Raw genomic sequence first — 24391 nt, 5'->3', positions numbered from 1 at the left:
CGCTCCACCACGTTCCACCCTCCGACCGCAGGCCGCGTCACGCGCCCGCGCTCGATCACGTCGTCCGGCCCGAGCCGGACCGGACGGAGGCAGCGTCATGTTTCTTCAATCGTTCGCGGTCAGACTCAAGCGCATCGTGCATCTCGCATGCGACCGCTCATTCGTATCCGGCCTCTCGCCGCTCGCCCACGCATTCAGCAACTGGCGCGGCACCGCGCTCGCCCACGTGCCGGCAGCGCCCCGCCCGCTCGACTGCCTGCTGGTCGCCATGATGGCTGCCGCCGTCGCGCTCGTCGCGCTGCTGTGCTCGGCCGCGTCGCGCCTCGGCTTCGCGCAGGTGTGGCGCATCGGCGGCTGGCTGCCGTAAATCCCCCGTCGCGCAGCCGTGCCACGCGCCAGGCGCCGCCGTGCGACCGCCTCGTCTCGCCACGCTTCCCGCATCACGTTTTCGTTTCTTCAGCTTAACTAATCAAACCGACAACGGAACCCACATGAAGAACTACCTCGAACCCGTCCCGCGCAAGCTTCGCGTCAATGCGCTCGCCACGCTGCTGCTGTCGCTCGCCGCCACGCCCGCGTTCGCGCAAGCATCGTCGTCTGCCGCAACCGAACCGGCGGCCGGCGCCAGCGACGCCGCCGCTCCCGCACAACAGGCCGCCGATGCTGCCGCGCCCGCCCCCACCGGCTTCTGGGAGCGTTCGAACCTGCTCGGCAACATGGGCGGCCTGCGCGACGTGCTCGGCGATCACGGCATCACACTGAGCCTGCAGGAAACCAGCGAGTACCTGTACAACACGTCGGGCGGCACGAATCGCGGCGGCGCGTACCAGGGGCTCACGCAATTCGGTTTCAACGTCGACACGGGCAAGGCGGTCGGCCTGCCGGGCGGCACGTTCAACGTGTCGGCGCTGCAGATTCACGGCACCAACCTCACGCAGCGCTATCTGCAGACGCTGCAGACCGCGACCGGCATCGAAGCGAATTCGACCACGCGCCTGTGGGAACTCTGGTACCAGCAGTCGCTGCTCGACGGCAAGGTCGACGTGAAGGTCGGCCAGCAGAGTGTCGACCAGGAATTCATGGTGAGCCAGAACGCGGCGACGTTCATGAACGCGACGTTCGGCTGGCCCGTGCTGCCGTCGACCGACCTGCCGGCCGGCGGCCCCGCGTATCCGCTGTCGTCGCTCGGCGTGCGGCTGCGCGTGAAGCCGTCCGATGCATGGACCGCGATGATCGGCGTGTTCGACGGCAACCCGGCCGGCCGCAGCGACGGCGATGCGCAAGTGCTGAACGCGCACGGCACCAACTTCAACCTGCGGAGCGGCGCGTTCGTGATCGGCGAAGTGCAATACGCGCTGAACGCGCCGCCCGCCGATCCGAAGGCACCGCAGCCGGCCGGCCTGCCGGGCACGTACAAGCTCGGCTTCTGGTATCAGACGCAGCATGCGAACGACCCGCGCTACGGCACCGACGGTCTGTCGCTCGCGAATCCGGAGAGCAACGGCATTGCCGCCACCCATCGCGGCAACTACTCGTTCTACGCGGTCGCGGACCAGATGGTATGGCGGCCGTCGGCCGACAGCCCGCGCTCGGTCAACGTGTTCGCGCGCGTGATGGGTGCGCCGGGCGACCGCAATACCGTCGATTTCGCCGCCAACGCAGGCGTGACGCTGAAAGCGCCGTTCAAGGGTCGCGACAACGACGTCGCGGGCATCGCGGTCGGCTACGCGAAGATCGGCTCGCATGCGCGCGGCCTCGACGGCGACACCGGCGTCTACACGACGCCCGGCTATCCGGTGCGCCGTGCGGAAACGGTCGTCGAGGCGACCTACCAGTACCAGGTCACGCCGTGGTGGCAGATGCAGGCCGACCTGCAGCACTTCTTCCGTCCGGGCGGCGGCATCCCGAACCCGAACGCAGCCGGTGCACGCATCGGCGACGAAACGGTGGTCGGCGTGCGCACGACGATCACGTTCTAACGCCCTGAAGCCAGGCGGATGCAGACACGGGCCGGACGGCCGCTTGCGCGACAGTCCGGCCCGTGCGTTCTCGTGCGGTGCCAGCGCGCGGCCCGCGCCGCGTGTCACTCGCCGTACAGCCCCAGCAGTTTCAACGTGACGCCGTTGGTCCAGCCGAAACCGTCCTGCAGCGGATACTCCCCGCCTCCACCGCCACCCGTGCCGGCGCCTTCGACCACGTACTTCTCGACGAGCTTGCCTTCGGTCGCATACACATGTTTCACGTCGGACAGGAAGCGCGTGCCGATGTCCTTCGCAAGCGCCGGTTCGCCGTAGCGCCGCAGCCCGTCGATCGCGATCCACTGCAACGGCGCCCAGCCGTTCGGCGCATCCCACTGCTGCCCGGTGTTCTCGGTCGTCGTCGCGAGGCCGCCCGGCTGCAGCAATGTCTTGCGCACCTCGCGCGCGGTCGCCTTCGCGCGCTCGGGCCACGCAACGCCCGCGAACAACGGATACAGCGCGGCGGCCGTCACGGCGTCGCGCGGCTTGCGCTGCTGCCAGTCGTAGTCGCCGTAATAGCCGCGCCGGTTCCACAGATAACGGTTGATCGCGGCCGCACGCCGCGCCGCGCGCGCTGAGAAATCGGTCACGCATGCCACGTCGCGCGTGACCGTGCAGCCCTTCACGATCGTCGTCTCAAGATGGAACATCAGGCTGTTCAGGTCGACCGGCACGATCGACGTCGTGCGGATCGTCGCGAGCGTCTTGCCGTCGCCGAACCAGCGCGAGCTGTAGTCCCAGCCGCTTTCGGCGCCCGCGCGCAGGTCGCGGTAGACCTCGTTCGCCGGACGCGCCGGCACCGACTTCGCGGTCGTCACATCCTCGAGATACGACTCGTCGCGCGGCGTATCGCTCGCGTCCCAGTAGCGGTTCAGCACCGTGCCGTCGGGCATTGCGACCACATGGCGCGTGGCCTGCCCGCGCGGCGTCGTAGTTTCGCCCTGCATCCAGTACGCATGTTCCTTGCGCAGTTCCGGCAGGTATTTCTGATAGACCTTGTCGCCTTCGGCCTGCGCGGCGAGCGTGACCATGTACGCGAAGAACGGCGGCTGCGAGCGGCTCGCGTAGTAAGTGCGGTTGCCGTTCGGGATGTGCCCGATCGTGTCGATCAGATGGGCGAAGTTGTCGAGCATGTTGTCGACGAGATCCTCACGGCCCGACACCTGCAGCCCGAGCATCGTGAAATAGGTATCCCAGTAGTAGCCCTCGCGGAAGCGGCCACCCGGCACGACATACGGCTTCGGCAGCGGGATCAGCGAGCTGTACGGCGGCACCGTTGCACTCGTGCGCGTGAGCTGCGGCCACAGCCAGTCGATGTGCTGGCGCAGCGTCTGGTTCGGCGGCGGCGTCACGCCGCCTTCCGGTGGCGGCGTGAAATGCTGGCCGACGAACGCCTTCAGCGAGAAGCCCGGCTGCGATTTCTGTTGCTGATACAACTGCACGATCGTCGCGGGATCGCTGTCGGGCGTCGCGTCGACGAAGGTCTTCTGGTCGGGATAGATCTGCGCGGTCTGCACCGCGACGAACAGGTCGCCATAGAGCTGGCTCGGCGGCGGCAGCAGCGTGCCCGATGCGGGGGCGGCAATTGCGGCCGTGGCCGGCGGTGACGACTGGGCTGCTGCCTGCGCGGCCTGGTTCGCGTTGTCGGCCTGTGCGGCGCAGCCGGCAACGGCGAGATACGCAACGGCGAGTGCGGCGGCCCAGCGAAGACGCGGCGCGGGTGGGGCGAGAGGCGGTGAGAGACGGCTTGAGAAGCGCGATGAGAATCGAGATGCAATCGATGCGGCACGACGTGACGTCATGACGTGTCCCCTCCTTTCGATGGTGAGTGGGTCGGCACGAGGTCTCGTTCGCGCGCGCGCTCGTCTCGATGGCCCTCGATCGATACGCGTCGTTTTGTGGTGCGAGTGGGTCCGACTGTCGCACGAAACGTGCACATCAAGCAAGTTTCGATTCGCGCGACTCGCGCAGATAGCCGCGCATGGCCCGCCACGCACGGGCGTCGAGCGCATCCGCATCGGTCTCGCCGCGCGCGCCCGCTGCATCGACGATCCCTTTCACGATCGCGAGCAGGTCGTGTGCAACGACATCGGGCGCCGCGACACGCGGCGCATCGCGCAGCGCGAGCGCGTGCAGCAGCGTCGCGTGGATGCGATCCGCGACGCGTGCGGTGCGCGCGCCGAGCGGCAGCCGCGCCTCCTCGAAATCGATCAGCCGCGCGAGCACGGGGCGGCGCATCTGGTGCGCGACGGCCGCGCGCACCAGTGCGCGCAGTACGTCGTCGCATGACGACAGCGCGCCAGCCCGGTCGACATCGTCGAGCAGATGCGCACTCTCGCGCTCGACGAGCGCAGCCGTCAGCGCATCGCGATTCGGGAAGTATTGATAGAGCGAACCGATGCTCACGCCGGCCAGCGCCGCGACCGCGTTCGTCGTGTAACCGTCGAAGCCGTCGCGCTCCAGAATGCGAGCAGCGGCCTCGACGATCGCGTCGACGGTGGCCAGCGAGCGGCGCTGGCGCGGCGCCTTGCGGGGCGACAACGGAATCCGTGGAGACGATTCGGACATGGTCGGAATGCGAGTTTCGTATATGAGCAAACGCTCATATTCTAGAAATGCCCTTCCCCTCGGTCAAAAGGAATCAGCGTGACCCGGCAAACCGCGACCCTGCCCACCGTGTTCATCGTCGTGCAAACGCGCCCCGAATGGCCGGGCTTCCCCATGCTCGAACGCTTGCGGCCGCTGCGCGAATTCATCGCGCCGATCCGCGAAACTCAGGGCGAATGCGTATCGCGGCACTAATGCGACACCACGTACGACTCGGCTCGCGTGACCGATGGACGTATCGGATACGCGCAGGGCCACCACGCACGCGAACTCACGATAGAGGTGCTTCGCGAGACGCCGCCCCAAGATCGCTGCTTCGACATCGTCGAGATCCTGCCAGGTGTCGAGAGCGCAGATGCGGCCGACGACGACGAAGTCGCGCTGTCTGCCGTCCAGGCGCATGCGGGATCCGGACGCGATGCAAACGCCGCGTTTGCGCAGTCGTTCTTTCCGAACCACCCGCAAAAAGAGACGACTGTTGCAACATGCGGAACAACTGTTGTCGGACGTGACTCAACGGTCACATTGTGGGCATAATGGCGTCTTTACCGCGTGCCCAGCCCATGTCGCCCGTCTTTCTAGCACCGCTCATCGTTGCCTGTGCGTTGTTCATGGAAAGCGTCGACGCGAACATCATCGTCACCGCCCTCCCCGCGATGGCGAGGGACTTCGGGCACAGCCCCGTCACATTGAACATTGCGATCACGGCCTACGTGGTCGGGCTCGGCGTGTTCATCCCGATCTGCGGCTGGCTGGCCGACCGCTTCAGCGCACGCTCCGTATTCCGCACCGCGATCGGCATCTTCGTCGTCGGCTCGCTGATGTGCGCGGCCTCCAATTCCCTCGGCGTGCTCACGTTCGCGCGCTTCATCCAGGGTGTCGGCGGCGCGATGATGGTACCCGTCGGCCGCATCATCATCTTCCGCGCCGTGCCGCGCTCGGATCTCGTGCGCGCGATGAACTACCTCGCGATTCCCGCACTGTTCGGGCCCACGGTCGGGCCGCTCGTCGGCGGCTTCATCACGACCTACCTGCACTGGCGGATGATCTTCTTCATCAACGTGCCGATCGGCATCTACGGGATCTACCTCGCGAGCAAGCACATCGCGAACACGCGCGAGCCCGATCCCGGCCCGCTCGACTGGTTCGGCTTCCTGCTGTCGGCGAGCGGCGCCGCGCTGCTGCTGATGGGCCTCACGCTGATCGACGGCTCGCTCACGTCACGCTCGAACGCGCTCGTCATGTGCGTGACCGGCACCGTCCTGCTTGCGCTCTACGTGCCGTACGCGCGCCGCAAGGAGCGCCCGGTGCTCGACCTCAGTTTCCTCAAGATCCCCACGTATCACGCGAGCGTCGTCGGCGGGTCGCTGTTCCGTATCGGCCTCGGCGCGGTGCCGTTCCTGCTGCCGCTCGCGCTGCAGGAAGGGCTCGGCATGAGCGCGTTCCATTCGGGGCTCATCACGTGCGCGTCCGCGTTCGGCGGCGCCATGAGCCGCTCGACGGCCACGCATACGCTGCGCCGCTTCGGCTTCCGCACGGTGCTGATCTACAACGCGGCATTCGCGGGGCTCGCGATCGCCGCGTACGGCGTGTTCCATCCCGGCATGGCGACCTGGGCGATCTGGCTGATCGTGCTCGTCGGCGGCATCTTCCCCGCGCTGCAGTTCACGAGCCTGAACTCGATGATCTACGCGGACATCTCGCCGCGCGACGCCGGCCGCGCGACGAGCCTCGGCAGTGTCGTGCAGCAGATGTCGCTCGGCCTGGGCGTGACGGTGGCCGGCCTCGTGCTGCACATTTCGCACTGGCTGCAAGGGCATCAGAAGATGGTGTGGTCGGATTTCTGGCCCGCATTCGTCGTGGTCGGGCTGTGCTCGTTCGCGTCGATTCCGATCACGCGGAGGCTGCCGCCCGGCGCAGGCGACGAAGTCGCGCGCGGCAAGCGGTCCTAGACGACCTTCTGATAAACGGGATTCGGCGGAAGGGACAGAAGGAAACGCGGCTTGCGAAGCAAACCGGAAAAACAAAAAAATCAGCGGACATCCACACGGGGCCGGTGCACAGCCGCATGGATGTCCGCTCAGGGCTCCGGGTCTCCCGATGGGGGTTGAGAATCCCGGATTCACTTCCTGCGTGCCATTGACATATGTGCGTCGGAAGCAAAATCGTTGCGCGTCTTTATCGTTGCGCCATGAACTGCACTATAGGGAAACTTGCGCAACGCATCTGTCAACCATTGTCAGACACGGTGCATCGGCACGTCGCACGCGCGCGCCGCTTTCGCGCTAAAGTGGTTCCCGACCATCACTCCCGGCCGCCCTTCCGATGCTCACGCTCTCGACCGCCGCCGCCCGCGCGCTGCATCTCGCCGCGCAAGGCCTGCTGACGCCGCCCCGCCGCAAGGCAACCAAATCCGACGTGCTCGACACGATCCGCCGGATGGCGCAGTTGCAAATCGACACCATCCACGTCGTCGCGCGCAGTCCGTATCTCGTGCTGTTCAGCCGTCTCGGCGATTTCTCGCCGCAGTGGCTCGACGAACATCTCGCCGAGGCGCGCCTGTTCGAATACTGGTCACACGAAGCGTGCTTCCTGCCGGTCGAGCAGTTCGGCCTGATGCGCTACAAGATGCTCGATCCGTCCGGGATGGGCTGGAAGTACGCGGCCGAGTGGCATGAGCAGAATCGTCCCGAGATCGAGCGGCTGCTCGCGCGGATTCGCGCCGAGGGCCCCGTCCGGTCGGCCGATTTCGCCCGCGAGGATGGCGTGAAGGGCAACGGCTGGTGGGATCGCAAGCCCGAGAAGCAGCACCTGGAGGTGCTGTTCACGACGGGCGACCTGATGGTGTCGGAACGCCGCAATTTCCAGCGCGTGTACGACGTGCGCGAGCGCGTGCTGCCCGACTGGGACGACACGCGCGACCTGCCGCCGCGCAGCGCGGTGCTGCCCGCACTGCTCGACTACACGTGCCGGGCGCTCGGCGTCGTGCGCGCGGACTGGGTGGCCGACTACTATCGGCTGCCGCGCCGTTCATACCGCGCGGAGCTCGAGCAGCTCGCGGACGCGGGCGACCTGATCCCGGTGGCGATCGACGACTGGAAGGAGCCGGCTTACGTGCATCGCTCGCTCGAAGCATGGCTGCCGGCCGCCGAGGCCGACACGCTGCGCTCGACGGTCACGACGCTGCTGTCGCCGTTCGACCCGGTCGTATGGGACCGCCGGCGCGCGTCGACGCTATTCGGTTTCGATTACACGATCGAATGCTATACGCCCGGGCACAAGCGGCGTTACGGCTATTTCTGCCTGCCGGTGCTGCATCGCGGGCGGCTGGTCGGGCGCATCGACGCGAAGGCGCATCGCACGCTCGGCACGTTCGAACTGAAGGCCGTGCACGTCGAGCCGGGCGTGCGGTTCGGTACGGGGCTCGCAGCGGATGTCGCGAAGGCGGTGAAGAAGCTCGCGGCGTGGCACGGCACGCCGGAAGTCACGGCCGGGCACGCCCCGCCGGAGCTGGTGAAGGCGCTGGCCGGCGCGTAGACGTCCACGCAGCCGGCCGGCACGGCGGCGGCGCGCGCCGCCGGCCGTCAATCAGTCGCGCAGCTTGCGGAAACGCGGCGTGCCGTCTTCGAGGTTGCCGTTGAACATCGCTTCCGGCCGGACCCACAGCCCGCGCGCATGCGGCCACAGGTGTTCGTACACGACCACCGATTCCTCGGTTTCGGAATGGCGGGCAACGCCGATGTAGCGATACAGCCCGCCCTTGTAATGGCGATGCGTCGCGAGCTGTTCGGCTTCCTGTTCGGTCATGATGGGCTTCTCTTCGGCAAAAACGGAAAGCGCGTATTGTATGCGCTGCGCCGTGCGTCAGCGTTTCGCGTAGATGTCCGGGCGGCGGATTTCCATCATCCGCTCGGGATTCGCGGAGAGCTCGAAGCCGACCGGCCGGTACAGCTCGTGCGCATCCGACGTCACGAGCATGATGCGGCGCAGGCCCTGCACCATCTCCTGCGCGAACACGTGGTCGATCAGCGCGCGGCCGTAGCCGTTGCCGCGCTCGGCCGGCAGCACGAACACGTCGCACAGGTACGCGAACGTCGCGTGATCGGTCACGAGCCGCGCGAAGCCGACGAGCCGGTCGCCCACGTAGGCGCCGAAACACAGCGAGCCCTCGATCGCACGCTCGACCACGTCGCGCGGAATGCCCAGTGACCAGTACGCGTCGCGATGCAGGAAGTCGAAGATCGCGTCGACGTCGAGTTCGCGCTTGTCGGTGGAAAATCTCAGCGTGGCGGGGGTGGCAGCGGGCACGTCGGTCTCCTGTTGGTGGGGTGGAAGGCGAAACGCTGACGATACCGCGCGGCGCGAGGGGCTACAAGCGGTGCGGCTTATCGGCTACGGCCCAACGGATGCGCATGCGCTTTCTGGACGATTGTGGCGGGCAACCAGGCAGGAGTAGGTCAACTTGTACAGCAAACAGTACATATTTATCAAATATGCTAAACTTGTACGGTTATATGTACAAGTGAGGCAATCATGCGCACGATTCATTTTTCGGATGCTCGTGGCAATCTGAAGACGGTTATCGACCAGGTCGTCGACGATGCGGACGTAACGCTCATCACGCGCCGCGATGCACCGAACGCCGTCATCATGTCGCAGGACTACTACGACAGCCTGATGGAGACGGTGCACTTGCTGCGCTCGCCGGCCAACGTCGCCCATCTCGAGCGTTCGATCGCGCAACTGCGCAAGGGCAAGGCGAAAGAACACAAGCTCGCGGCGGATGAAGAATGAGCGTACGCCGCGTGCTCTTTACCTCCGACGCGTGGGACGACTATGTCTACTGGCAGGGGCAGGATCGCAAGACGCTCAAGCGCATCAACCAGCTCATTCGCGAAGCCCAGCGAACGCCGTTCGAAGGCATCGGCAAACCCGAACCGTTAAAGGCCAATCTCTCCGGCTTCTGGTCGCGCCGTATCGACGACACGAACCGTCTGGTCTACGAAGCTGACGACTTGCAGATCAGCATCGTGTCCTGCCGCTACCACTACGAATAGCATCACCCCATCGCTCACGGCGACCGTAACGCGCGATCTGCCTTGCAATGCGTCAATCGACCGCACACACCGACCACGACAGACTGGAAGGAGACACCCCGATGCGTGACCGAGCCGCCCTCACCGCCCCTGCCACCCGCCATCGCCTCGCGCGCCGCGCCACGTTCTGGCTCGTCGCCTCCGCGCTCGCGTCCGTCGCACTGCCGGCCGCGGCCACCGAATTGCGCGTGATGATCTCCGGCGGATTCACTGCTGCATACAAGCAACTCGGCCCCGGTTTCACGGCCGCGTCCGGCGACACGCTCGACACGATCTCCGGCCCGTCGATGGGCGAATCGAAGGAAGCGATTCCGAACCGCCTCGCGAACGGCGAAAAGGCCGACGTGCTGATCATGGTCGGCTACGCGCTCGACCGATTGATCAAGGAAGGCAAGGTGATTCCAGCATCGCGCGTCGAGCTCGCCGATTCGCGGATCGGGATGGTCGTGCGCGCGGGTGCGCCGAAACCCGACATCGGCACCGTCGAGCAGTTGAAGGACGTGCTGCTGCACGCGAAATCGGTCGCGTATTCGGACAGCGCGAGCGGCGTCTATATCGAGAAGGAAATGTTCCGGAAGCTCGGCGTCGAGGCCCAGGTGAAGCCGAAGGCGAAGATGGTGCCGCGCATTCCGGTTGCATCGGTCGTCGCGAACGGCGACTACGAGATCGGCTTCCAGCAGGTCAGCGAGCTGCTGCCGGTGCCGGGCGTCACATATGCGGGCAAGGTGCCCGAATCCGTGCAGTCGGTCACGCGTTTCGCGGGCGGCATTCCGGTCGCTGCCGATCATCCGGAAGACGCGAAGAAGCTGCTCGACTATCTCGCGTCGCCGCAGGCGCAACCGGCCGTGCGGGCGACCGGCCTCGATTCGGTGACAATGTCGCCTGCCCAATAAACCCGCCACGCCGCTTCATGCCCTATCGCCTCATCGCATTCGACTTCGACGGCACGCTCGCCGATTCGCTCGACAGCTTTCTCGCCGCGCTGTCGGAAGCGTCGCGCATGCACGGCTTTCGTGACGCCACACCCGAGTTGCGCCCGGCGCTGCGCGGCATGTCGGCGCGCGACATCATTCGTGCGCTCGACGTACCGATGTGGAAAGTGCCGCGCGTGACGATCGACATGCGTCGCCTGATGCAGCCGCGCGTCGCGCAAGTGGCGTTGTTCCCCGGCGTCGGCGAGACGTTCGACGCGCTCGCCGCGCGCGGCATCCGCATCGCGATCGCCACGTCGAATACCGAGGCGATCGTGCGCGACCGGCTCGGCCCGCACGCCAGCAGCCGTGTCGAGCACTTCGCGTGCGGCATTCCACTGTTCGGCAAGGCGCGTCGCCTGCGCGCGCTCGTTCATGAGGCCGGCGTGCGCAGCGACGAAGTGCTGTATGTCGGCGATGAAATCCGCGACGCCGACGCGGCACGACGCGCGCGCATCGCATTCCAGGGCGTTGCGTGGGGCTACACCGCGCCGGACGCGTTACAGGCGCATTGCGCGACACCGTTGCTGCCCAGTCTCGACGCATTGCTCGATCGCGTGTGAAGCATCCGCGCGCTTCACGCTCCGCGCATCCGGTTCGACCCATCGCTTGATGCGCACGTCATCGCACGACATAGCCGCACGACGATGAAAAGCAGATGACACCGACGTGCATCTCGCACGCCTCATGTGCGCAAAAATTGCCGCCGCCGCACACGCAACAGGTACGCAATACCTGTCGCCACGCTCGCTCATCGATTCGTCTTACCAACCGTTACACAAACCACAGCGCGGTTGCACCTGCTACCGGATCGCTCTCCTAGAATCAGTCGGGCCGGGAAACACTTCGACCGGCGCCGCGGCAGAGCGGCGGTCGAATCCGGCCCGGGCGCGCCCGGTCTCTCGCACAGCGACGGATCACGTGATCCGTTTTTCAACCAGAGCCCCGATCGAAAGGAGGTCCCATGAACCGCTTTCCCCACATCTCGCGCCTTGCACTGTCTGCCGCTGGCCTGCTTCTCGTCGCCGTAACGGCGACCGCGCAAACCGCACAACCGGCACCGGCCGCACCGAACGCACCGGCCGCCGCCGCGACGCGTATCCACGAAGCCGACCAGGCCTTCATCACGGACGGCACGAAGACCGTGTCGACGCAGCACGACGCGGCACGCATCGCCGATTCGCGCACGTCGGACAGCCAGGTCAAGGCGTTCGCGCAACGCGTGTCCACCGACGATGAAAAGATCATCCAGGCGATGCGCGCAGCGAGCCCGCGCGGCGTCGACGTGCCGGCCAACGACCCCGACACGGCTGTGCTGAGCAGCATCAAGAACCTGCGCGGCGCCGAGTTCGACAAGGCGTATATCGAGCAGGTCGCGCTCGCTGGCCAGCAGAAGGCCATCTCGGCGTTCCAGGCCGAAATCGCGTCGGGCCGCGACACGAAGCTGAAGGAAGTCGCACGCCAGTCGCTGCCGATCCTGCAGAAGCACTACGCCGACGCGCAGAAGCTCGCGGAACGCCACCACCTCGCATCGGCGCAGTAACGCGCCGCAGCGCCGCGCGTCTTGCGTGGCGCACTGCGTCCCCTGTCGTCGCGTCGCCGCTCCCCTTCCGGCGGCGCGACGCCCATCAAACGTCGCACTTCACGCGTCACACGTTACGTCGCGAGCTTCGCCAGCAGCCGCGCACGCACCTCCGGCCATTCGTCGTCGATGATGCTGAAGCGCACCGAATTGCGCTTGCGGCCATCCGGCATGATCCGTTCATGTCGCACGATACCTTCCTGCTTCGCACCGAGCCGCAGGATCGCCGCGCGCGATTTCTCGTTCAGCTCGTCGGTCGTGAACTGCACGCGCACGCATTGCAGCACGTCGAACGCATAGCCCAGCAACAACCATTTCGCTTCGGTATTCGCGCGCGTGCGCTGCGCCGATTCGCTCAGCCACGTATGCCCGATCTCGAGCTTGCGGTTCTTGCGATCGATCTTCCAGAAACGCGTGCTGCCGATCACGCGGCCCGATGCACGATCGACGATCGCGAATGGCATCACGGTGCCGGTGGCGCGGCCCTGCAATGCCGTATCGATATAAGCGTCGATCGTCTCAGGGCCCGGCACGACCGTGACCTTCAGGTTCCACATCTGGCCGTCCGCGGCAGCGTCCAGCAGCGCCTGCCGGTCGGATAAGTCGAGCGGCCGCAGTTCAACGCGTTCGCCGGTGAGGATCGGTGGTTCGAGGGAAGCAGAAGCATCGGTCATGAAGGGTTCCGGAAAGAGACGACGATGGCAGCGAAACGCCCATCATACGGCGCGTCAGCCGAGGACTGCGGCCAACCGGCGGCGAATCGCCTTCGCCTCGCCGCGCAGTGCGTCGGCAAACGCATCGACGAGCAGGCTCTTGGGCCGGTGCTCGGGCACGATCACGCTGACCCGGTACGGAAACGACCGCGTGAGCGGCCGCACGTGCAAGTCGCGCCCGACGAAATCGAGCGCGGTCAGCGGATTGACGATCGCGGCGCCGAGCCCCTGCCGCACGAACGCGCACACCGACACGGCCGACGGTGTTTCGACGACCGAGCGCGGTGCGACGCCGAGCTGCGCGAACGCCTCGTCGATCAGGATGCGGTACGGATCGTTCAGCGACAGGCTCACGAACGGACGATCGGCGAGATCCGCCAGATCGATCGCATCCTGCGCGAGCAGCGGGTGGCCGTCGGGCAGCACGCACACTTCGTCGACTTCGAGCAGCGGCGTGAGCACGGTGCCGGCCGGCGCGACATCGTGCTCGGTCAGCCCGAGGTCGTAACGCTGCGCGGTCAGCCACTCTTCGAGCACCGGCGATTCCTGCGTCGCCACCGACACGCTGACGCCCGCGTGCTTCTCGTGAAAACGCCGGCACGCACCAGGCAGGATCGCGTGCGAGAACGCCGGCAGCGCGATCACCGACAACTGACCGTCGCGAAACTCGCGCAGGCGCGCGGCGGTTGCCGCGACGCGTTCAAGCCCCACATACGCAAGCCGCACGTCGTCGAACAGCGTGAGCGCGGCCATCGTCGGCCTCAGCCGGCCGTGCGCGCGCTCGAACAGCGCGAAGCCGACGACCTGCTCCATGCGCGCGAGCTCGCGGCTGATCGTCGGCTGCGACGTATAGAGCATCTCGGCCGCGCGCGTCGTGCCGCCGGTGACCATCAGCGCGCGGAAGACCTCGATATGGCGGTGCGTGAGCATGATCGTCTATATCAAATATGAATCGAATGTCGATAAACAGGCATTTTACTGTATAGACAATCAGGTGCATCATTCACGCTATCCGTTCATTCGACTCGATTCATCTGCCATGTCCCTCGATTCCCGCCAGCTCGCGACGCTCGCGCAGCAATACGGCACCCCGCTGTGGGTGTACGACGCCGACGTCATCCGCGACCGCATCGCCCAACTGCGTCAGTTCGACGTGATCCGCTATGCGCAGAAGGCGAACTCGAACATCCATATCCTGAAGCTGATGCGCGAGGAAGGCGCATGCGTCGACGCCGTGTCGCTCGGCGAGATCGAGCGCAGCCTCGCGGCCGGGTTCAGCCCCGCCAGCGAGCCGGAAGGCGTCGTGTTCACGGCCGACCTGATCGACCGCCCGACGCTCGCCGCCGTGCTCAAGCACGGCGTGACCGTGAACGCCGGTTCGCTCGACATGCTCGCGCGCATCGGCGAGCACGCGCCCGGCCACCGCGTGTGGCTGCGTGTCAATCCCGGTTTCGGCCACGGCCACAGCAACAAGACCAATACCGGCGGCCCGCAGAGCAAGCACGGCATCTGGATCGACGACGTGCCGCGCGCGATCGAGATCGTGCGCCAGTACGGGCTGAAGCTGGTCGGCATCCACATGCATATCGGCTCGGGCGTCGACTACGGCCACCTGTCGCAGGTGTGCGACGCGATGGTCGCTCTCGTCACGTCGCTCGGCCATGACATCGACGCGATCTCGGCCGGCGGCGGCCTGTCGATCCCGTATCGCGACGGCGAGCCGCGCGTCGACGTCGGTCACTACTTCAGCCAGTGGGACGCAGCCCGCAAGCGGATCGAGCGACATCTCGGCCACCCGGTGCGCATCGAGATCGAACCGGGCCGCTTCCTCGTCGCCGAAGCCGGCACGCTCGTCACCGAAGTGCAGGCCGTCAACCGCCGGCCGAAGCACGATTTCGTGCTGATCGACGCGGGCTTCAACGACCTGATGCGCCCGTCGATGTACGGCAGCTACCACGAGGTGTCCGTACACACGCATGAAGGCGCGCTGCTGGCCGGGCGGCCGCTCGTCGATCTCGCGATCGCGGGGCCGCTGTGCGAATCGGGCGACGTGTTCACGCAGGACGCGGGCGGCGTGGTCACGCACCGCAAGCTGGCGCAGCCGCAGATCGGCGACCTGCTGTTCCTGCACGACGCGGGCGCCTACGGCGCGTCGATGTCATCGAACTACAACAGCCGGCCGCTCGCGCCGGAAGTGCTCGTCGATCGCAGCGCACCGCGGCTGATCCGCCGCCGGCAGACGATCGACGAATTGCTCGCGCTCGAAACGTTCGAATAACGCGACTCCCGCGTGACGAAGGCCAACGGCCAGGCTTGCCACTCACGGCAGCCTGGCCGTTTTGCTTTTCGGCGTACGGCCGGAACGCAGCCTGGAGCAACCCTTCGCCCGCACCGTAGCACCTGATCCTTCTCATCGCGCGCAACCGCAGCAGATCGCTTGCGCCACCTTTCTCACGCAGAGAAAAACATTCCACGTCGCGTGAAAAGTGCACGCATCTTTGGAAACACATTCCCTTTTGACAAAACTAAGATTGCCCTCAGTCGCACCGCATTCCTGTCGCCGGATACGCATCGACGATGCATCCGGTCCAACACACTCGCAATGCTGCACGGGCAATCATGACTCGCACGCTTGAACGCTTCGCCGCGCACGCCGGCCTCCACTGCCGCTCACGCGCCTGCCTCGTCCATCCGTACGCGCTCCGGTCCTTCATCGCCCCCGAACGCATGCCGTAACGCACGGCATCGCGCACGGCGGACAGCTACGCCCGCCGCCTCACGCTTCATCGACTTCCCGCTCACGGCGACGCCGCCCGTCGCCGCGGCGTCGCACACCCTGAATTTTCGACAACAACCACGGAGACAACCATGAAGCACTTCACCCCGACGTTCAAGCAAGGCATCGCGGCCGCCCTGCTCTGCATCGCGACCGCAACGTCGCATGCGGCTGACCTGCTCGACACCGTCAAGCAATCCGGTGTACTGAAGATTGCACTGGAAGGCACCTACCCGCCGTTCGACTATCGCAATGCCGACGGCCAGCTCGAAGGCTTCGACGTCGACGTCGCGAAGGCGGTCGCCGCCCGCCTCGGTGTGAAGCCGCAGTTCGTGACGACCGAATGGAGCGGGATTCTTGCCGGCCTGCAGGCCGGCAAGTTCGACGTGATCGTCAACCAGGTCGCGATCACACCGTCGCGCCAGCAGGCGCTCGACTTCAGCACGCCGTACGTGTATTCGTCCGCGCAGCTGCTGCAACGGCAAAACGATGCGCGCGCATTCAAGTCGCTCGACGAACTGAAGGGCAAGAAGATCGGCGTGACGATGGGCAGCAACTACGTCGATCTGGTCAAGACCGTGCCCGCGATCGACCTGCAGGTGTACCCCGGTACGCCGGAAAACCTGCGCGACCTCGCGGCCGGCCGGATCGACGCGGCCGTCAACGATCGCCTGATGCTCAGCTACCTGATCAAGAACTCACGCCTGCCGCTGCGCCCGGGCTCCGTGCTCGCGGGCGGCGAGGACCGGATGGGCATCCCGTTCCGCAAGGGCAATCCGAAATTCGCGAAGGCGATCGACGACGCCGTGGCATCGCTGCAGCAGGACGGCACGATGAAAAAGATCTCGATGCAGTGGTTCGGCGCGGACACGACCAAGCCGGTGACGCAATAACGCAGCCCGCCCCGTGCCCGTGCGTGCGCATGCATGCACGCGCGGGCCGTCCGGCACACAATCAGGAGACACGCAATGGAAGCACTCCAACTGGTCGTACATACGCTGCCCGTGATGGTCAAGGGCGCCATGCTCACGCTGAAGTTTGCCGTCGCGTCGATGGCGCTGGGTCTCGTCGTCGGGCTCGTGATCGCGATCATGCGCATCGGCAGCAACCGGCTTGCCGCCAGCCTCGCGCAAGGCTACGTCAGCCTGATGCGCGGCACCCCGCTGCTCGTGCAGATGTTCGTCGTCTACTACGGGCTGCCCGATCTCGGCATCACGCTCGATCCCACGACGGCCGGCATCTTCACGCTGACGCTCAACGCAGGCGCCTACCTGTCCGAGAGCATGCGCGGCGCGATTCTCGGCATCGGCCGCGGGCAATGGGCGGCCGCACACAGTCTCGGTCTCACGCACGTGCAGACGCTGCGCTACGTCGTCTGCCCGCAAGCGCTGCGCCTCGCGGTGCCGAGTCTCGGCAACACGCTGATCAGCCTGATCAAGGACACGTCGCTGGTCTCCGTAATCACCGTCACCGAATTGCTGCGCTCGACGCAGGAGGTGATCGCCGCGACGTTCCAGCCGCTGCCGCTCTATCTCGCTGCCGCCGCGATCTACTGGGTCCTCAGCACGCTGCTCACGCGGCTTCAGGGTCGCGTCGAGACGCGCCTCGCGCTGCCGTCCACGCATTGAACGCGCACCCGGCATTCACATGAACTCCATCGACGGACAGAACATGATTACGCTCGACAACGTATCGAAATGGTATGGCAAGCATCAGGTGCTCTCGGCATGCAGTGCGGCGGTCTCGAAGGGCGAGGTGGTCGTCGTGTGCGGGCCGTCCGGCTCCGGGAAATCGACGCTGATCAAGACGATCAACGGTCTCGAACCGTTCCAGAAAGGCAGCATCACCGTCGACGGCACGCGGCTCGGCGATCCCACTGCAAAGCTTGCGCAGTTGCGCGCCCGCGTCGGCATGGTGTTCCAGCATTTCGAGCTGTTTCCGCACCTGTCGATCACCGACAACCTGACGCTTGCGCAGGTCAAGGTACTCGGCCGCCGCAAGGACGAGGCCGTCGAGAACGCCATGAAGCTGCTCGACCGTGTCGGCCTGAAGGCGCATGCGCACAAGTATCCGGGGCAGTTGTCCGGCGGTCAGCAGCAGCGTGTCGCGATCGCGCGCGCCCTGTCGATGAACCCGGTCGCGATGCTGTTCGACGAGCCCACCTCCGCGCTCGATCCCGAGATGATCAACGAAGTGCTCGACGTGATGGTCGAGCTCGCGCGCGACGGCATGACGATGGTATGCGTGACGCATGAAATGGGCTTTGCGCGAAAGGTCGCGCATCGCGTGATCTTCATGGACCAGGGCACCGTGGTCGAGGACGCGGCCAGCGACCGGTTCTTCGCGTCGCCGCATTCCGAACGCGCGCGCGACTTCCTCGACAAGATCCTGCATTGACCGCACGACAGCTCCGCCACTTCGATTGATCGACACTCAAAGGAGACATCTTGAACCACCTGCATTCGATCGACACCGTTCTCGCCCATGAAGGCCGCTCGCACGGCCAGCCCGGTTCGCCGGTCAACCCGCCTGTTTATCGCCAGTCGACGCTGCTCTTTCACGGCACCGACGCGCTCGACGCCGTACGCGGCACGCCGCTCGCGTACGGGCGTCATGGCAGCCCGACCACGCGCGCGCTCGAGAAAGCGCTCGCGCGGCTCGAAGGTGCGCACGCCGCGTTGCTGACGCCGAGCGGCCTGAGTGCGATCACCACCGCACTGCTCGCGGTGCTGAATCCGGGCGACCATCTGCTGATGGCCGACTCGGTGTACGACCCGACCCGTTCGTTCTGCGACGAAACGCTGGCGCGCCTCGGCATCGAAACGACTTACTTCGATCCGACGATCGGCGCGGACATCGCGTCGCTGATGCGGCCGAACACGCGCGCGGTATTCGCCGAATCGCCGGGCTCACTGACCTTCGAGGTGCAGGATATTCCGGCCATCAGCCGCGTTGCGCACCAGCGCGGCGCGGTCGTGCTGCTCGACAACACCTGGGGCACGCCGCTGAATTTCCGCTCGTTTTCGCATGGCGTCGACGTGTCGATTCACGCCGCGACCAAATACATCGCGGGGCACTCGGACGTGCTGATGGGCGCGATTCTGACCACCGAGGCGCTCGCACCGAAAGTCACGCGCTTCTACCGGCAGCTCGGCATGACCGTCAGCGGCGACGACGCGTATCTCGCACTGCGCGGCCTGCGGACGCTGTCGGTCCGGCTCGAGCGGCATCAGCGCAACGCGCACGTGCTGACCGACTGGCTGTCGCAGCAGCCGGAAGTCGCGCGGATCCTGTATCCGGCACGCGCCGGCGACGCCGGTCATGCGCTGTGGCAGCGCGATTTCACGGGCGCGTGCGGGCTGTTCGGCGTGGTGCTGCATCCGCAGGGCGACGAAGCCGTGCGCGCCCTGCTCGACGGCATGACGTGCTTTGGCATGGGGTATAGCTGGGGCGGCTTCGAAAGCCTGATCATCCCGTCCAATCCGGCGCGTAACCGCACTGCCACCCAATGGGCGGCGACCGGCCCGCTGCTGAGGATTCATGCGGGGCTCGAGCATCCCGACGACATGATTGCCGACCTCGCCGCCGGCTTCGCGAGAATGCGCGCCGCCGCGCTCGCGGAAGCGTGACATCCGGCGACGTCACGCGTGCCACTCCACATCATGTTTTCTTCGACTTTATTCACTCTGTCATAGCGAGATCATCATGAAAGACACGCTGTTCATTCTCCGCCCGGGCTTCTTCAAGGACTCCGATGGTCCGTTCTACTGTGGCGATTCGGTTGCCGTCGAAGGGCTGCTGAGTTTCTATCCGCAGTTGCGCGACGCCGTCGACGTCGAATACATCGATGCACCACGTCCGCGCCAGCCGATCGTCATGCTGATCGGTGCGGACAACCAGTCAGCACCCGTGCTCGTGCTCGCCGCCGGACGCGCGCCGGATGACGACACCCTCGCGATTCGGGAGCACAACGGCCGGCGCTTCATCGATTCGCCCGCCGATATCCGGCGGTACCTGTCGGCGCAATACGGCGTGGCACACGTCGCATAAGCGCACCGGCGCGCGCGGTCGAGCGGCCGCACGGAACGGGGCGCGCGATGCGCGGCCCGTTCTCCGCCCCCTCTACCTCACCGTCACACGCACATCGGCGCCCGCCGCGCGCCACGCCTTCAGCAACGCCGCGCGCCGCCGCGGATAGCGTACGTCCATCGGTTCGAGCGCGACGATGCGATCCGTCCGGAAATGCCGAAAATCGTTTCGTCCTTCGCACCACGCCGCCAGGATCCTCACGTCATTGAAATAGCCGAGCGCGAACGGCCACACGATCCGTTCGTCGATCGCTTTCCGGCCCTCGCCCGCGTAACGGATCCGGAGCTTGCTTTCGGTACGGATCGCCGCGCGCACGACACCCATGTCGACGGTTTCCCGATCCACGATCGTGCGCGGACCGACGAGCAGCGTCGTGCATTCCATCTCGCGGCGCAGTTCGGCGGGCAGCACCGCGGAGATCTTCGCGAGTGCATCGGACGCCGCCGTCGTGAGCTGCGCGTCCGCGAACTTCCCGACCCAGCGAAAGCCGAGCATCAGCGCTTCCAGTTCCGTCTGCGAAAACATCAGCGGCGGCAGCATGAACCCGGCGCGCAGCACATAGCCGACGCCGGGCTCGCCGTCGATGTCCGCGCCCTGTGCCTGCAGCGACGCGATATCGCGATAGACCGTGCGGAGGCTGACGCCGAGCTCCCCGGCCAGCACGCGGCCGCTCACCGGGCGGCGGTAGCGCCGCAGCACCTGCAGCAGCGAGAGCAATCGTTCGGCACGCGTCATCGTTCCATGCTGCCATTTTCTGACAGCATCCATTCATAGAATGGAACGCATCTTAATCGAACCCAGGACGGCTCCGCATGACTTCCCCGAATCTCGTTCTTCTGTATGTCGAGGACCCGGCGCGCAGCGCGCAGTTCTACGAGCGCCTGTTCGGGCGACCTCCGGTCGCCGCGTTTCCTACCTATGCGGCATTTACGTTCGACAACGGGCTGCATCTGGGCCTGTGGTCGACCAGCGCGCGCGATTTCGTATCGGGCGGTGCCGGCCACCGGTCGGAGCTGGCATTCATGGTCGACGACGACCGCGAAGTCCGGCGTCTGTATGAAGCATGGAAGTCTCTCGGCGTAGCGTTCGAGCAAGCGCCGATGACGGCCGTGTTCGGCCTGACGTTCGTCGCGCTCGACCCGGACGGCCACCGCTTGCGCGTATGCACGCCGGACGACTGAGTGCGAGCGGGCCGACCTTCGACGGGTCGCGCCCGCGCACCGGTTCAGGCTCGCACGTCAGCCCGCGCGCCGCACGGGCGCCATTTTCGAGAAGTATTTCGCGCCCGCCACGCAGCCGACCACGACGACCGTCACGACGACCATCGACGGCGGCACCGTCTCGTGCAGCAGCCCCGCCGCCAGCAGCAGGCCGAAGAACGGCTGCAGCAGCTGCAACTGACCGACACCTGCGATCCCGCCGAGCGCAAGCCCGCGATACCAGAACACGAAACCGATCAGCATGCTGAACAGCGACACGTACGCGAGCCCCCACAGCGCGGCGGCATCGACGCCGTCGAACGACACGGGCCAGGTGAGCCACGTGAGCGGCAGCATCAGCGGCAGCGACAGCACGAGCGCCCACGAGATCACCTGCCACCCGCCGAGCTCGCGCGACAGGCGCGCACCCTCCGCATAGCCCAACCCGCATGCGACGATCGAGGCCAGCATCAGCGCATCGCCGACCACCGACGCCTGGCCGCCGTTGCGCAGCGCAAACGCGGCCACCGCGCAGCTCCCGATGATCGAGAAGATCCAGAACGGCAGCCGCGGCCGTTCGCCGCCGCGCCATACGCCGAACAGCGCGGTCGCGAGCGGCAGCAACCCGACGAACACGATCGCGTGCGCCGATGTCACGTGCTTCAGCGCGAGCGCCGTCAGCAACGGAAAGCCGATCACGACCCCGAGCGCGACGATGGCGAGCGACACGGCCTCGGCACGCGTCGGCCGCCGCTGCTTCAGCACGACGAGCAGCAGCAGGCCGAGCGCGCCGGCGATCGTCGCGCGCGCAAAGGTGAGGAACAGCGGGTCGAGCCCCTGCACCGCGATACGCGTCGCGGGCAGCGAGCCACTGAAGATGATCACGCCCAGCAGGCCGCTGAGCCATCCGTCGGTCGTCTTTTGCACGGGAAATCCTGAAATGGGGAAAGTGGATGACCGATGATCCGCCGCCCGCGAAAAGCGCGTAAGCTACAGCCCAATACAATTCGGACAAACTGTACTGGACAACCGGCCGTACAGTTCTTTCTTCGCCATGAGCCAGACCGCCCCGTTTCCCGTTCCGCCCACCCCGTCGCGCACGCGCGTGGAAACCGTGATGGATACGTTGCGCGCACGAATCGCGAGCCGCGCGCTGGTGCCCGGCGCGCGCGTGCCGTCGATCCGGATGATGGCGGACGCGCTCGGCGTGTCGAAATCGACCGTCGTCGATGCGTACGAGCGGCTCGCGAGCGAAGGCGTGCTGGTCGCGCGGCGCGGCTCGGGTTTCTATGTGTCGGGGCACGCGCCGCCGCTCGCGCTCGCCGATCTCGGCCCGCAGCTCGATCGCGGGCTCGATCCGCTGTGGCTGTCGCGCCAGTCGCTCGAGGCGGCACCGACGTCCGTGAAGCCCGGTTGCGGTTGGCTGCCGCCGTCGTGGCTGCCGGATGAGAGCCTGCGCCGCGCGCTGCGCGCCGCGTCGCGCGACGAATCCGACGCGCTGACCGACTACGCGACACCGCTCGGCCTGCCCGCGATGCGCCAGCAGCTCGCCTGGCGGCTCGCGCAGCACGGCGTCCAGGCCGAACCCACGCAGATCATGCTGACCGACGGCGGATCGCATGCGCTCGATCTCGTCTGCCGCCTGCTGCTGGAGCCGGGCGACACGGTCGTGCTCGACGATCCGTGCTACTTCAACTTCCAGGCGCTGCTGCGCGCGCACCGTGCGCGAATCGTCAGCGTCCCGTACACGCCGAACGGCCCCGATCTCGCGCGCTTCGAGCAGGTGCTCGCGGAACACCGGCCGCGCCTGTACATCACCAACTCGGCGCTGCACAACCCGACCGGCGCGACACTCTCGGCGCCCGTTGCGCACCGGCTGCTGACGCTCGCAGCCGAGCATGGGTTGCTGATCGTCGAGGACGACATCTTCGCGGATTTCGAGAGCACGCCCGCGCCGCGCCTCGCCGCGTTCGACGGGCTGTCGCGGGTCGTGTCGATCGGCAGCTTCTCGAAGACGCTGTCGGCCGCGATCCGCTGCGGTTACGTCGCCGCGCGCCCGGAATGGATCGAGGCGCTCGTCGACCTGAAGCTCGCGACGTCGTTCGGCCATGCGCAGATCGGCGCGAACGTCGTCCACCGGCTGCTCGTCGACGGCACGTACCGGCGCCACGTCGACAGCCTGCGCGCGCGCCTCGCGGACGCGATGGGCGAAACGCTCCGACGCGTCACGCGCGCCGGGCTCCGGATCTGGACGGAGCCGCGCGGCGGCCTGTTCGTGTGGGCGGAGTTGCCCGACGGGCTCGACGCCGCGCGCGTCGCGCGCCATGCGCTGGATCAGGATGTGGTGCTCGCGCCCGGCAACGTGTTCAGCGCGTCGCACAGCGCGACGTCGTACCTGCGCTTCAACGTGTCGCGCTGCAAGGGGCCGGCGGTGTTCGATGCGCTGGCCCGGGCGATGGAGGCGGTGCGGACAGTCACGCAGCCGGATGCAAGCGATCTCGCGCAAGTTGAACGCTTGTGATTGCTCGCAGAAGCACGGCCGATTGCGGACGGCATCGGTGATCCGTATCTGGCGGCCTCGATCAGGCGCCTCGATGCCGGGTCACGATGTCGAACAGCCAGACGCAGACGTGACGGCATCGTCGTCCGGGAAGGTGTAATGTCCGGAAAGTGACACAGCGTCGAAGGTCGAAGCTGCCGCGCGTGATCTGACTATCCGCAAGCGGGAGTACCGTCGCGACAAACAAGGAGATCGTTTTTGGACATTTCCGTAGAAGCGCTGACGCCGGACCGATGGCCCGATATCGAAGCCTTGCTGAGCGAGGGCGCAGTCACTCGACGCTGTTGGTGCACGTATTGGCGAATCGGCCCGCGATATCGTCAACAGGAGCCGTCTGCAAACAAGTCGGATTTGAAAAGGGTCGTCGCAGCAGGGCCGCCGCCCGGCATCCTCGCCTACGTCGAGGATCAGCCCGTCGGCTGGTGCCAGGTTGGCAGTCGCGAGCTTTTGCCTTATATGGAGCACGCGTGGCGCTTGCGTTCGCCGGACAACCTTGCCGTCTGGACGATTTCCTGTTTTTATATCCGCAAGGATTTCAGGCGTCGTGGAATATCGTCGCACCTGATCAACGCAGCAATCGATCTCGCCAAACGAAGCGGGGCACACGCGATCGAGGCGTATCCAATCGATCGATCTACATCCCCCAGTTCATCGAGCACCGGATTCGTGACGACCTTCGAACGATTCGGCTTCCTGCACATCCCATCACCATCGCGCGAGCGACCGATCATGCGGCTCTACTTGAACGGCGCATGAAGCATGCTCGGTCTACGCGCGAAG

27 protein-coding genes and 1 pseudogene are annotated in these 24391 nt (G+C 66.3%); 20 read left to right on the top strand and 8 right to left on the bottom strand.

Annotated elements, in window-relative coordinates:
- The first annotated feature begins 97 nt into the window (after positions 1–97).
- Both BCEP18194_RS27040 and BCEP18194_RS27035 read left to right on the top strand, forming a co-directional pair.
- Positions 98–367: a hypothetical protein gene (locus BCEP18194_RS27040; RefSeq protein WP_011354460.1), complete on the top strand. Its 270-nt coding sequence runs from the start codon at positions 98–100 to the stop codon at positions 365–367.
- A gap of 124 nt (positions 368–491) precedes the next feature.
- The gene (locus BCEP18194_RS27035; protein ID WP_011354459.1) at positions 492–1979 is read left to right on the top strand and encodes a carbohydrate porin; all 1488 of its coding nucleotides are present in this window, start codon (positions 492–494) and stop codon (positions 1977–1979) included.
- A gap of 104 nt (positions 1980–2083) precedes the next feature.
- Here the strand turns inward: BCEP18194_RS27035 and treA are convergent, their stop codons facing one another.
- Together treA and BCEP18194_RS27025 are read right to left on the bottom strand one after the other, a co-directional pair.
- Positions 2084–3820, bottom strand: coding sequence for an alpha,alpha-trehalase TreA (treA, locus tag BCEP18194_RS27030; RefSeq protein WP_011354458.1), 1737 nt, complete (start codon positions 3818–3820; stop codon positions 2084–2086).
- Positions 3821–3956: 136 nt separating this feature from the next.
- Positions 3957–4586: a TetR/AcrR family transcriptional regulator gene (locus tag BCEP18194_RS27025; RefSeq protein ID WP_011354457.1), complete on the bottom strand. Its 630-nt coding sequence runs from the start codon at positions 4584–4586 to the stop codon at positions 3957–3959.
- A gap of 78 nt (positions 4587–4664) precedes the next feature.
- Here BCEP18194_RS27025 and BCEP18194_RS41365 point away from each other — a divergent pair, with 78 nt between their 5' ends.
- From BCEP18194_RS41365 to BCEP18194_RS27015, 4 genes and pseudogenes are all read left to right on the top strand, one after another.
- Entirely contained in the window at positions 4665–4820 is a 156-nt protein-coding gene (locus BCEP18194_RS41365; RefSeq protein WP_157687248.1) for a hypothetical protein, read from the top strand.
- Positions 4821–4835: 15 nt separating this feature from the next.
- Positions 4836–5162, top strand: a pseudogene (locus BCEP18194_RS40235) (darcynin family protein); the annotation flags it as partial.
- Between the two features lie 26 nt (positions 5163–5188).
- The gene (locus tag BCEP18194_RS27020) at positions 5189–6577 is read left to right on the top strand and encodes an MFS transporter (protein ID WP_050781615.1); all 1389 of its coding nucleotides are present in this window, start codon (positions 5189–5191) and stop codon (positions 6575–6577) included.
- A 373-nt stretch (positions 6578–6950) separates the two neighbouring features.
- Positions 6951–8162: a winged helix-turn-helix domain-containing protein gene (locus BCEP18194_RS27015; RefSeq protein WP_011354454.1), complete on the top strand. Its 1212-nt coding sequence runs from the start codon at positions 6951–6953 to the stop codon at positions 8160–8162.
- A gap of 51 nt (positions 8163–8213) precedes the next feature.
- On the opposite strand, the gene BCEP18194_RS27010 is transcribed toward BCEP18194_RS27015, so the two are convergent.
- On the bottom strand, positions 8214–8432 hold the full coding sequence (locus BCEP18194_RS27010) for a DUF1653 domain-containing protein (protein ID WP_006480837.1): 219 nt from the start codon (positions 8430–8432) through the stop codon (positions 8214–8216).
- Between the two features lie 57 nt (positions 8433–8489).
- Positions 8490–8933 (bottom strand): GNAT family N-acetyltransferase, encoded by a 444-nt coding sequence (locus BCEP18194_RS27005; protein ID WP_011354453.1) that lies wholly within the window; start codon positions 8931–8933, stop codon positions 8490–8492.
- Between the two features lie 225 nt (positions 8934–9158).
- Here BCEP18194_RS27005 and BCEP18194_RS27000 point away from each other — a divergent pair, with 225 nt between their 5' ends.
- The 5 genes from BCEP18194_RS27000 (at position 9159) to BCEP18194_RS26980 (ending at position 12235) form a co-directional block, all read left to right on the top strand.
- Positions 9159–9419, top strand: a complete 261-nt coding sequence (locus tag BCEP18194_RS27000; RefSeq protein ID WP_011354452.1) for a type II toxin-antitoxin system Phd/YefM family antitoxin — start codon at positions 9159–9161, stop codon at positions 9417–9419.
- Positions 9416–9682: a Txe/YoeB family addiction module toxin gene (locus tag BCEP18194_RS26995; RefSeq protein WP_011354451.1), complete on the top strand. Its 267-nt coding sequence runs from the start codon at positions 9416–9418 to the stop codon at positions 9680–9682. The genes BCEP18194_RS27000 and BCEP18194_RS26995 overlap by 4 nt, the downstream gene beginning before the upstream one ends.
- Positions 9683–9783: 101 nt before the next feature.
- The gene (locus BCEP18194_RS26990) at positions 9784–10614 is read left to right on the top strand and encodes a substrate-binding domain-containing protein (RefSeq protein ID WP_011354450.1); all 831 of its coding nucleotides are present in this window, start codon (positions 9784–9786) and stop codon (positions 10612–10614) included.
- A gap of 17 nt (positions 10615–10631) precedes the next feature.
- Positions 10632–11255, top strand: coding sequence for an HAD hydrolase-like protein (locus tag BCEP18194_RS26985; protein ID WP_011354449.1), 624 nt, complete (start codon positions 10632–10634; stop codon positions 11253–11255).
- 401 nt (positions 11256–11656) lie between these two features.
- On the top strand, positions 11657–12235 hold the full coding sequence (locus BCEP18194_RS26980; RefSeq protein WP_011354448.1) for a DUF4142 domain-containing protein: 579 nt from the start codon (positions 11657–11659) through the stop codon (positions 12233–12235).
- Positions 12236–12348: 113 nt separating this feature from the next.
- Here the strand turns inward: BCEP18194_RS26980 and BCEP18194_RS26975 are convergent, their stop codons facing one another.
- Both BCEP18194_RS26975 and BCEP18194_RS26970 read right to left on the bottom strand, forming a co-directional pair.
- Positions 12349–12948, bottom strand: a complete 600-nt coding sequence (locus tag BCEP18194_RS26975) for a GNAT family N-acetyltransferase (RefSeq protein ID WP_011354447.1) — start codon at positions 12946–12948, stop codon at positions 12349–12351.
- A 54-nt stretch (positions 12949–13002) separates the two neighbouring features.
- Positions 13003–13917: a LysR family transcriptional regulator gene (locus BCEP18194_RS26970; RefSeq protein WP_011354446.1), complete on the bottom strand. Its 915-nt coding sequence runs from the start codon at positions 13915–13917 to the stop codon at positions 13003–13005.
- A 109-nt stretch (positions 13918–14026) separates the two neighbouring features.
- On the opposite strand from BCEP18194_RS26970, the gene lysA reads away from it, so the two are divergent.
- The 6 genes from lysA to BCEP18194_RS26940 all read left to right on the top strand — a co-directional run bounded on the left by lysA (position 14027) and on the right by BCEP18194_RS26940 (position 19813).
- Positions 14027–15265 carry a diaminopimelate decarboxylase gene (lysA, locus tag BCEP18194_RS26965; protein WP_011354445.1) on the top strand — a complete coding sequence of 413 codons (1239 nt, stop codon included), beginning with the start codon at positions 14027–14029 and terminating at the stop codon, positions 15263–15265.
- A 590-nt stretch (positions 15266–15855) separates the two neighbouring features.
- Complete coding sequence (locus tag BCEP18194_RS26960; RefSeq protein WP_011354444.1) at positions 15856–16656, top strand: transporter substrate-binding domain-containing protein; 801 nt, start codon at positions 15856–15858, stop codon at positions 16654–16656.
- Positions 16657–16731: 75 nt separating this feature from the next.
- A complete protein-coding gene (locus tag BCEP18194_RS26955; RefSeq protein ID WP_011354443.1) occupies positions 16732–17391 on the top strand; it encodes an amino acid ABC transporter permease in 660 nt (219 codons plus the stop codon).
- A 43-nt stretch (positions 17392–17434) separates the two neighbouring features.
- Positions 17435–18160: an amino acid ABC transporter ATP-binding protein gene (locus BCEP18194_RS26950; RefSeq protein ID WP_041493492.1), complete on the top strand. Its 726-nt coding sequence runs from the start codon at positions 17435–17437 to the stop codon at positions 18158–18160.
- A 50-nt stretch (positions 18161–18210) separates the two neighbouring features.
- Positions 18211–19392, top strand: coding sequence for a cystathionine beta-lyase (gene metC / locus BCEP18194_RS26945; RefSeq protein WP_011354441.1), 1182 nt, complete (start codon positions 18211–18213; stop codon positions 19390–19392).
- A 76-nt stretch (positions 19393–19468) separates the two neighbouring features.
- Entirely contained in the window at positions 19469–19813 is a 345-nt protein-coding gene (locus tag BCEP18194_RS26940) for a DUF3088 domain-containing protein (protein WP_011354440.1), read from the top strand.
- A gap of 72 nt (positions 19814–19885) precedes the next feature.
- Here the strand turns inward: BCEP18194_RS26940 and BCEP18194_RS26935 are convergent, their stop codons facing one another.
- Positions 19886–20587, bottom strand: a complete 702-nt coding sequence (locus BCEP18194_RS26935) for a helix-turn-helix transcriptional regulator (RefSeq protein WP_041493218.1) — start codon at positions 20585–20587, stop codon at positions 19886–19888.
- Between the two features lie 77 nt (positions 20588–20664).
- On the opposite strand from BCEP18194_RS26935, the gene BCEP18194_RS26930 reads away from it, so the two are divergent.
- Positions 20665–21033: a VOC family protein gene (locus tag BCEP18194_RS26930; protein ID WP_011354438.1), complete on the top strand. Its 369-nt coding sequence runs from the start codon at positions 20665–20667 to the stop codon at positions 21031–21033.
- Between the two features lie 57 nt (positions 21034–21090).
- Here the strand turns inward: BCEP18194_RS26930 and BCEP18194_RS26925 are convergent, their stop codons facing one another.
- Positions 21091–21978, bottom strand: coding sequence for a DMT family transporter (locus BCEP18194_RS26925; RefSeq protein WP_011354437.1), 888 nt, complete (start codon positions 21976–21978; stop codon positions 21091–21093).
- Positions 21979–22105: 127 nt separating this feature from the next.
- Here BCEP18194_RS26925 and BCEP18194_RS26920 point away from each other — a divergent pair, with 127 nt between their 5' ends.
- Positions 22106–23572: a PLP-dependent aminotransferase family protein gene (locus tag BCEP18194_RS26920; protein WP_011354436.1), complete on the top strand. Its 1467-nt coding sequence runs from the start codon at positions 22106–22108 to the stop codon at positions 23570–23572.
- Between the two features lie 237 nt (positions 23573–23809).
- On the top strand, positions 23810–24367 hold the full coding sequence (locus tag BCEP18194_RS40230) for a GNAT family N-acetyltransferase (RefSeq protein WP_011354435.1): 558 nt from the start codon (positions 23810–23812) through the stop codon (positions 24365–24367).
- Positions 24368–24391: the final 24 nt, after the last annotated feature.

Origin of the sequence: Burkholderia lata (genome assembly GCF_000012945.1) — a bacterium.
Taxonomy (GTDB): Bacteria; Pseudomonadota; Gammaproteobacteria; order Burkholderiales; family Burkholderiaceae; genus Burkholderia; species Burkholderia lata.
Note: the sequence above shows the minus strand (reverse complement) of the source record. Positions and strands in the feature narration are given on the sequence as shown.

What these genes read in the sequence shown, in the direction of transcription:
- BCEP18194_RS26940 (WP_011354440.1), top strand. Translation starts at nt 19,469, where the DNA reads ATGAAAGACACGCTGTTCATTCTCCGCCCGGGCTTCTTCAAGGACTCC.
- BCEP18194_RS26970 (WP_011354446.1), bottom strand. Translation starts at nt 13,917, where the DNA reads ATGCTCACGCACCGCCATATCGAGGTCTTCCGCGCGCTGATGGTCACC.
- BCEP18194_RS27025 (WP_011354457.1), bottom strand. Translation starts at nt 4,586, where the DNA reads ATGTCCGAATCGTCTCCACGGATTCCGTTGTCGCCCCGCAAGGCGCCG.
- BCEP18194_RS26960 (WP_011354444.1), top strand. Translation starts at nt 15,856, where the DNA reads ATGAAGCACTTCACCCCGACGTTCAAGCAAGGCATCGCGGCCGCCCTG.
- BCEP18194_RS27000 (WP_011354452.1), top strand. Translation starts at nt 9,159, where the DNA reads ATGCGCACGATTCATTTTTCGGATGCTCGTGGCAATCTGAAGACGGTT.
- lysA (WP_011354445.1), top strand. Translation starts at nt 14,027, where the DNA reads ATGTCCCTCGATTCCCGCCAGCTCGCGACGCTCGCGCAGCAATACGGC.
- BCEP18194_RS26920 (WP_011354436.1), top strand. Translation starts at nt 22,106, where the DNA reads ATGAGCCAGACCGCCCCGTTTCCCGTTCCGCCCACCCCGTCGCGCACG.
- BCEP18194_RS26930 (WP_011354438.1), top strand. Translation starts at nt 20,665, where the DNA reads ATGACTTCCCCGAATCTCGTTCTTCTGTATGTCGAGGACCCGGCGCGC.
- BCEP18194_RS26975 (WP_011354447.1), bottom strand. Translation starts at nt 12,948, where the DNA reads ATGACCGATGCTTCTGCTTCCCTCGAACCACCGATCCTCACCGGCGAA.
- BCEP18194_RS26990 (WP_011354450.1), top strand. Translation starts at nt 9,784, where the DNA reads ATGCGTGACCGAGCCGCCCTCACCGCCCCTGCCACCCGCCATCGCCTC.
- treA (WP_011354458.1), bottom strand. Translation starts at nt 3,820, where the DNA reads ATGACGTCACGTCGTGCCGCATCGATTGCATCTCGATTCTCATCGCGC.
- BCEP18194_RS27010 (WP_006480837.1), bottom strand. Translation starts at nt 8,432, where the DNA reads ATGACCGAACAGGAAGCCGAACAGCTCGCGACGCATCGCCATTACAAG.
- BCEP18194_RS26985 (WP_011354449.1), top strand. Translation starts at nt 10,632, where the DNA reads ATGCCCTATCGCCTCATCGCATTCGACTTCGACGGCACGCTCGCCGAT.
- BCEP18194_RS26950 (WP_041493492.1), top strand. Translation starts at nt 17,435, where the DNA reads ATGATTACGCTCGACAACGTATCGAAATGGTATGGCAAGCATCAGGTG.
- BCEP18194_RS26955 (WP_011354443.1), top strand. Translation starts at nt 16,732, where the DNA reads ATGGAAGCACTCCAACTGGTCGTACATACGCTGCCCGTGATGGTCAAG.
- BCEP18194_RS26935 (WP_041493218.1), bottom strand. Translation starts at nt 20,587, where the DNA reads ATGACGCGTGCCGAACGATTGCTCTCGCTGCTGCAGGTGCTGCGGCGC.
- BCEP18194_RS27035 (WP_011354459.1), top strand. Translation starts at nt 492, where the DNA reads ATGAAGAACTACCTCGAACCCGTCCCGCGCAAGCTTCGCGTCAATGCG.
- BCEP18194_RS27020 (WP_050781615.1), top strand. Translation starts at nt 5,189, where the DNA reads ATGTCGCCCGTCTTTCTAGCACCGCTCATCGTTGCCTGTGCGTTGTTC.
- BCEP18194_RS27015 (WP_011354454.1), top strand. Translation starts at nt 6,951, where the DNA reads ATGCTCACGCTCTCGACCGCCGCCGCCCGCGCGCTGCATCTCGCCGCG.
- BCEP18194_RS27040 (WP_011354460.1), top strand. Translation starts at nt 98, where the DNA reads ATGTTTCTTCAATCGTTCGCGGTCAGACTCAAGCGCATCGTGCATCTC.
- BCEP18194_RS26995 (WP_011354451.1), top strand. Translation starts at nt 9,416, where the DNA reads ATGAGCGTACGCCGCGTGCTCTTTACCTCCGACGCGTGGGACGACTAT.
- BCEP18194_RS26980 (WP_011354448.1), top strand. Translation starts at nt 11,657, where the DNA reads ATGAACCGCTTTCCCCACATCTCGCGCCTTGCACTGTCTGCCGCTGGC.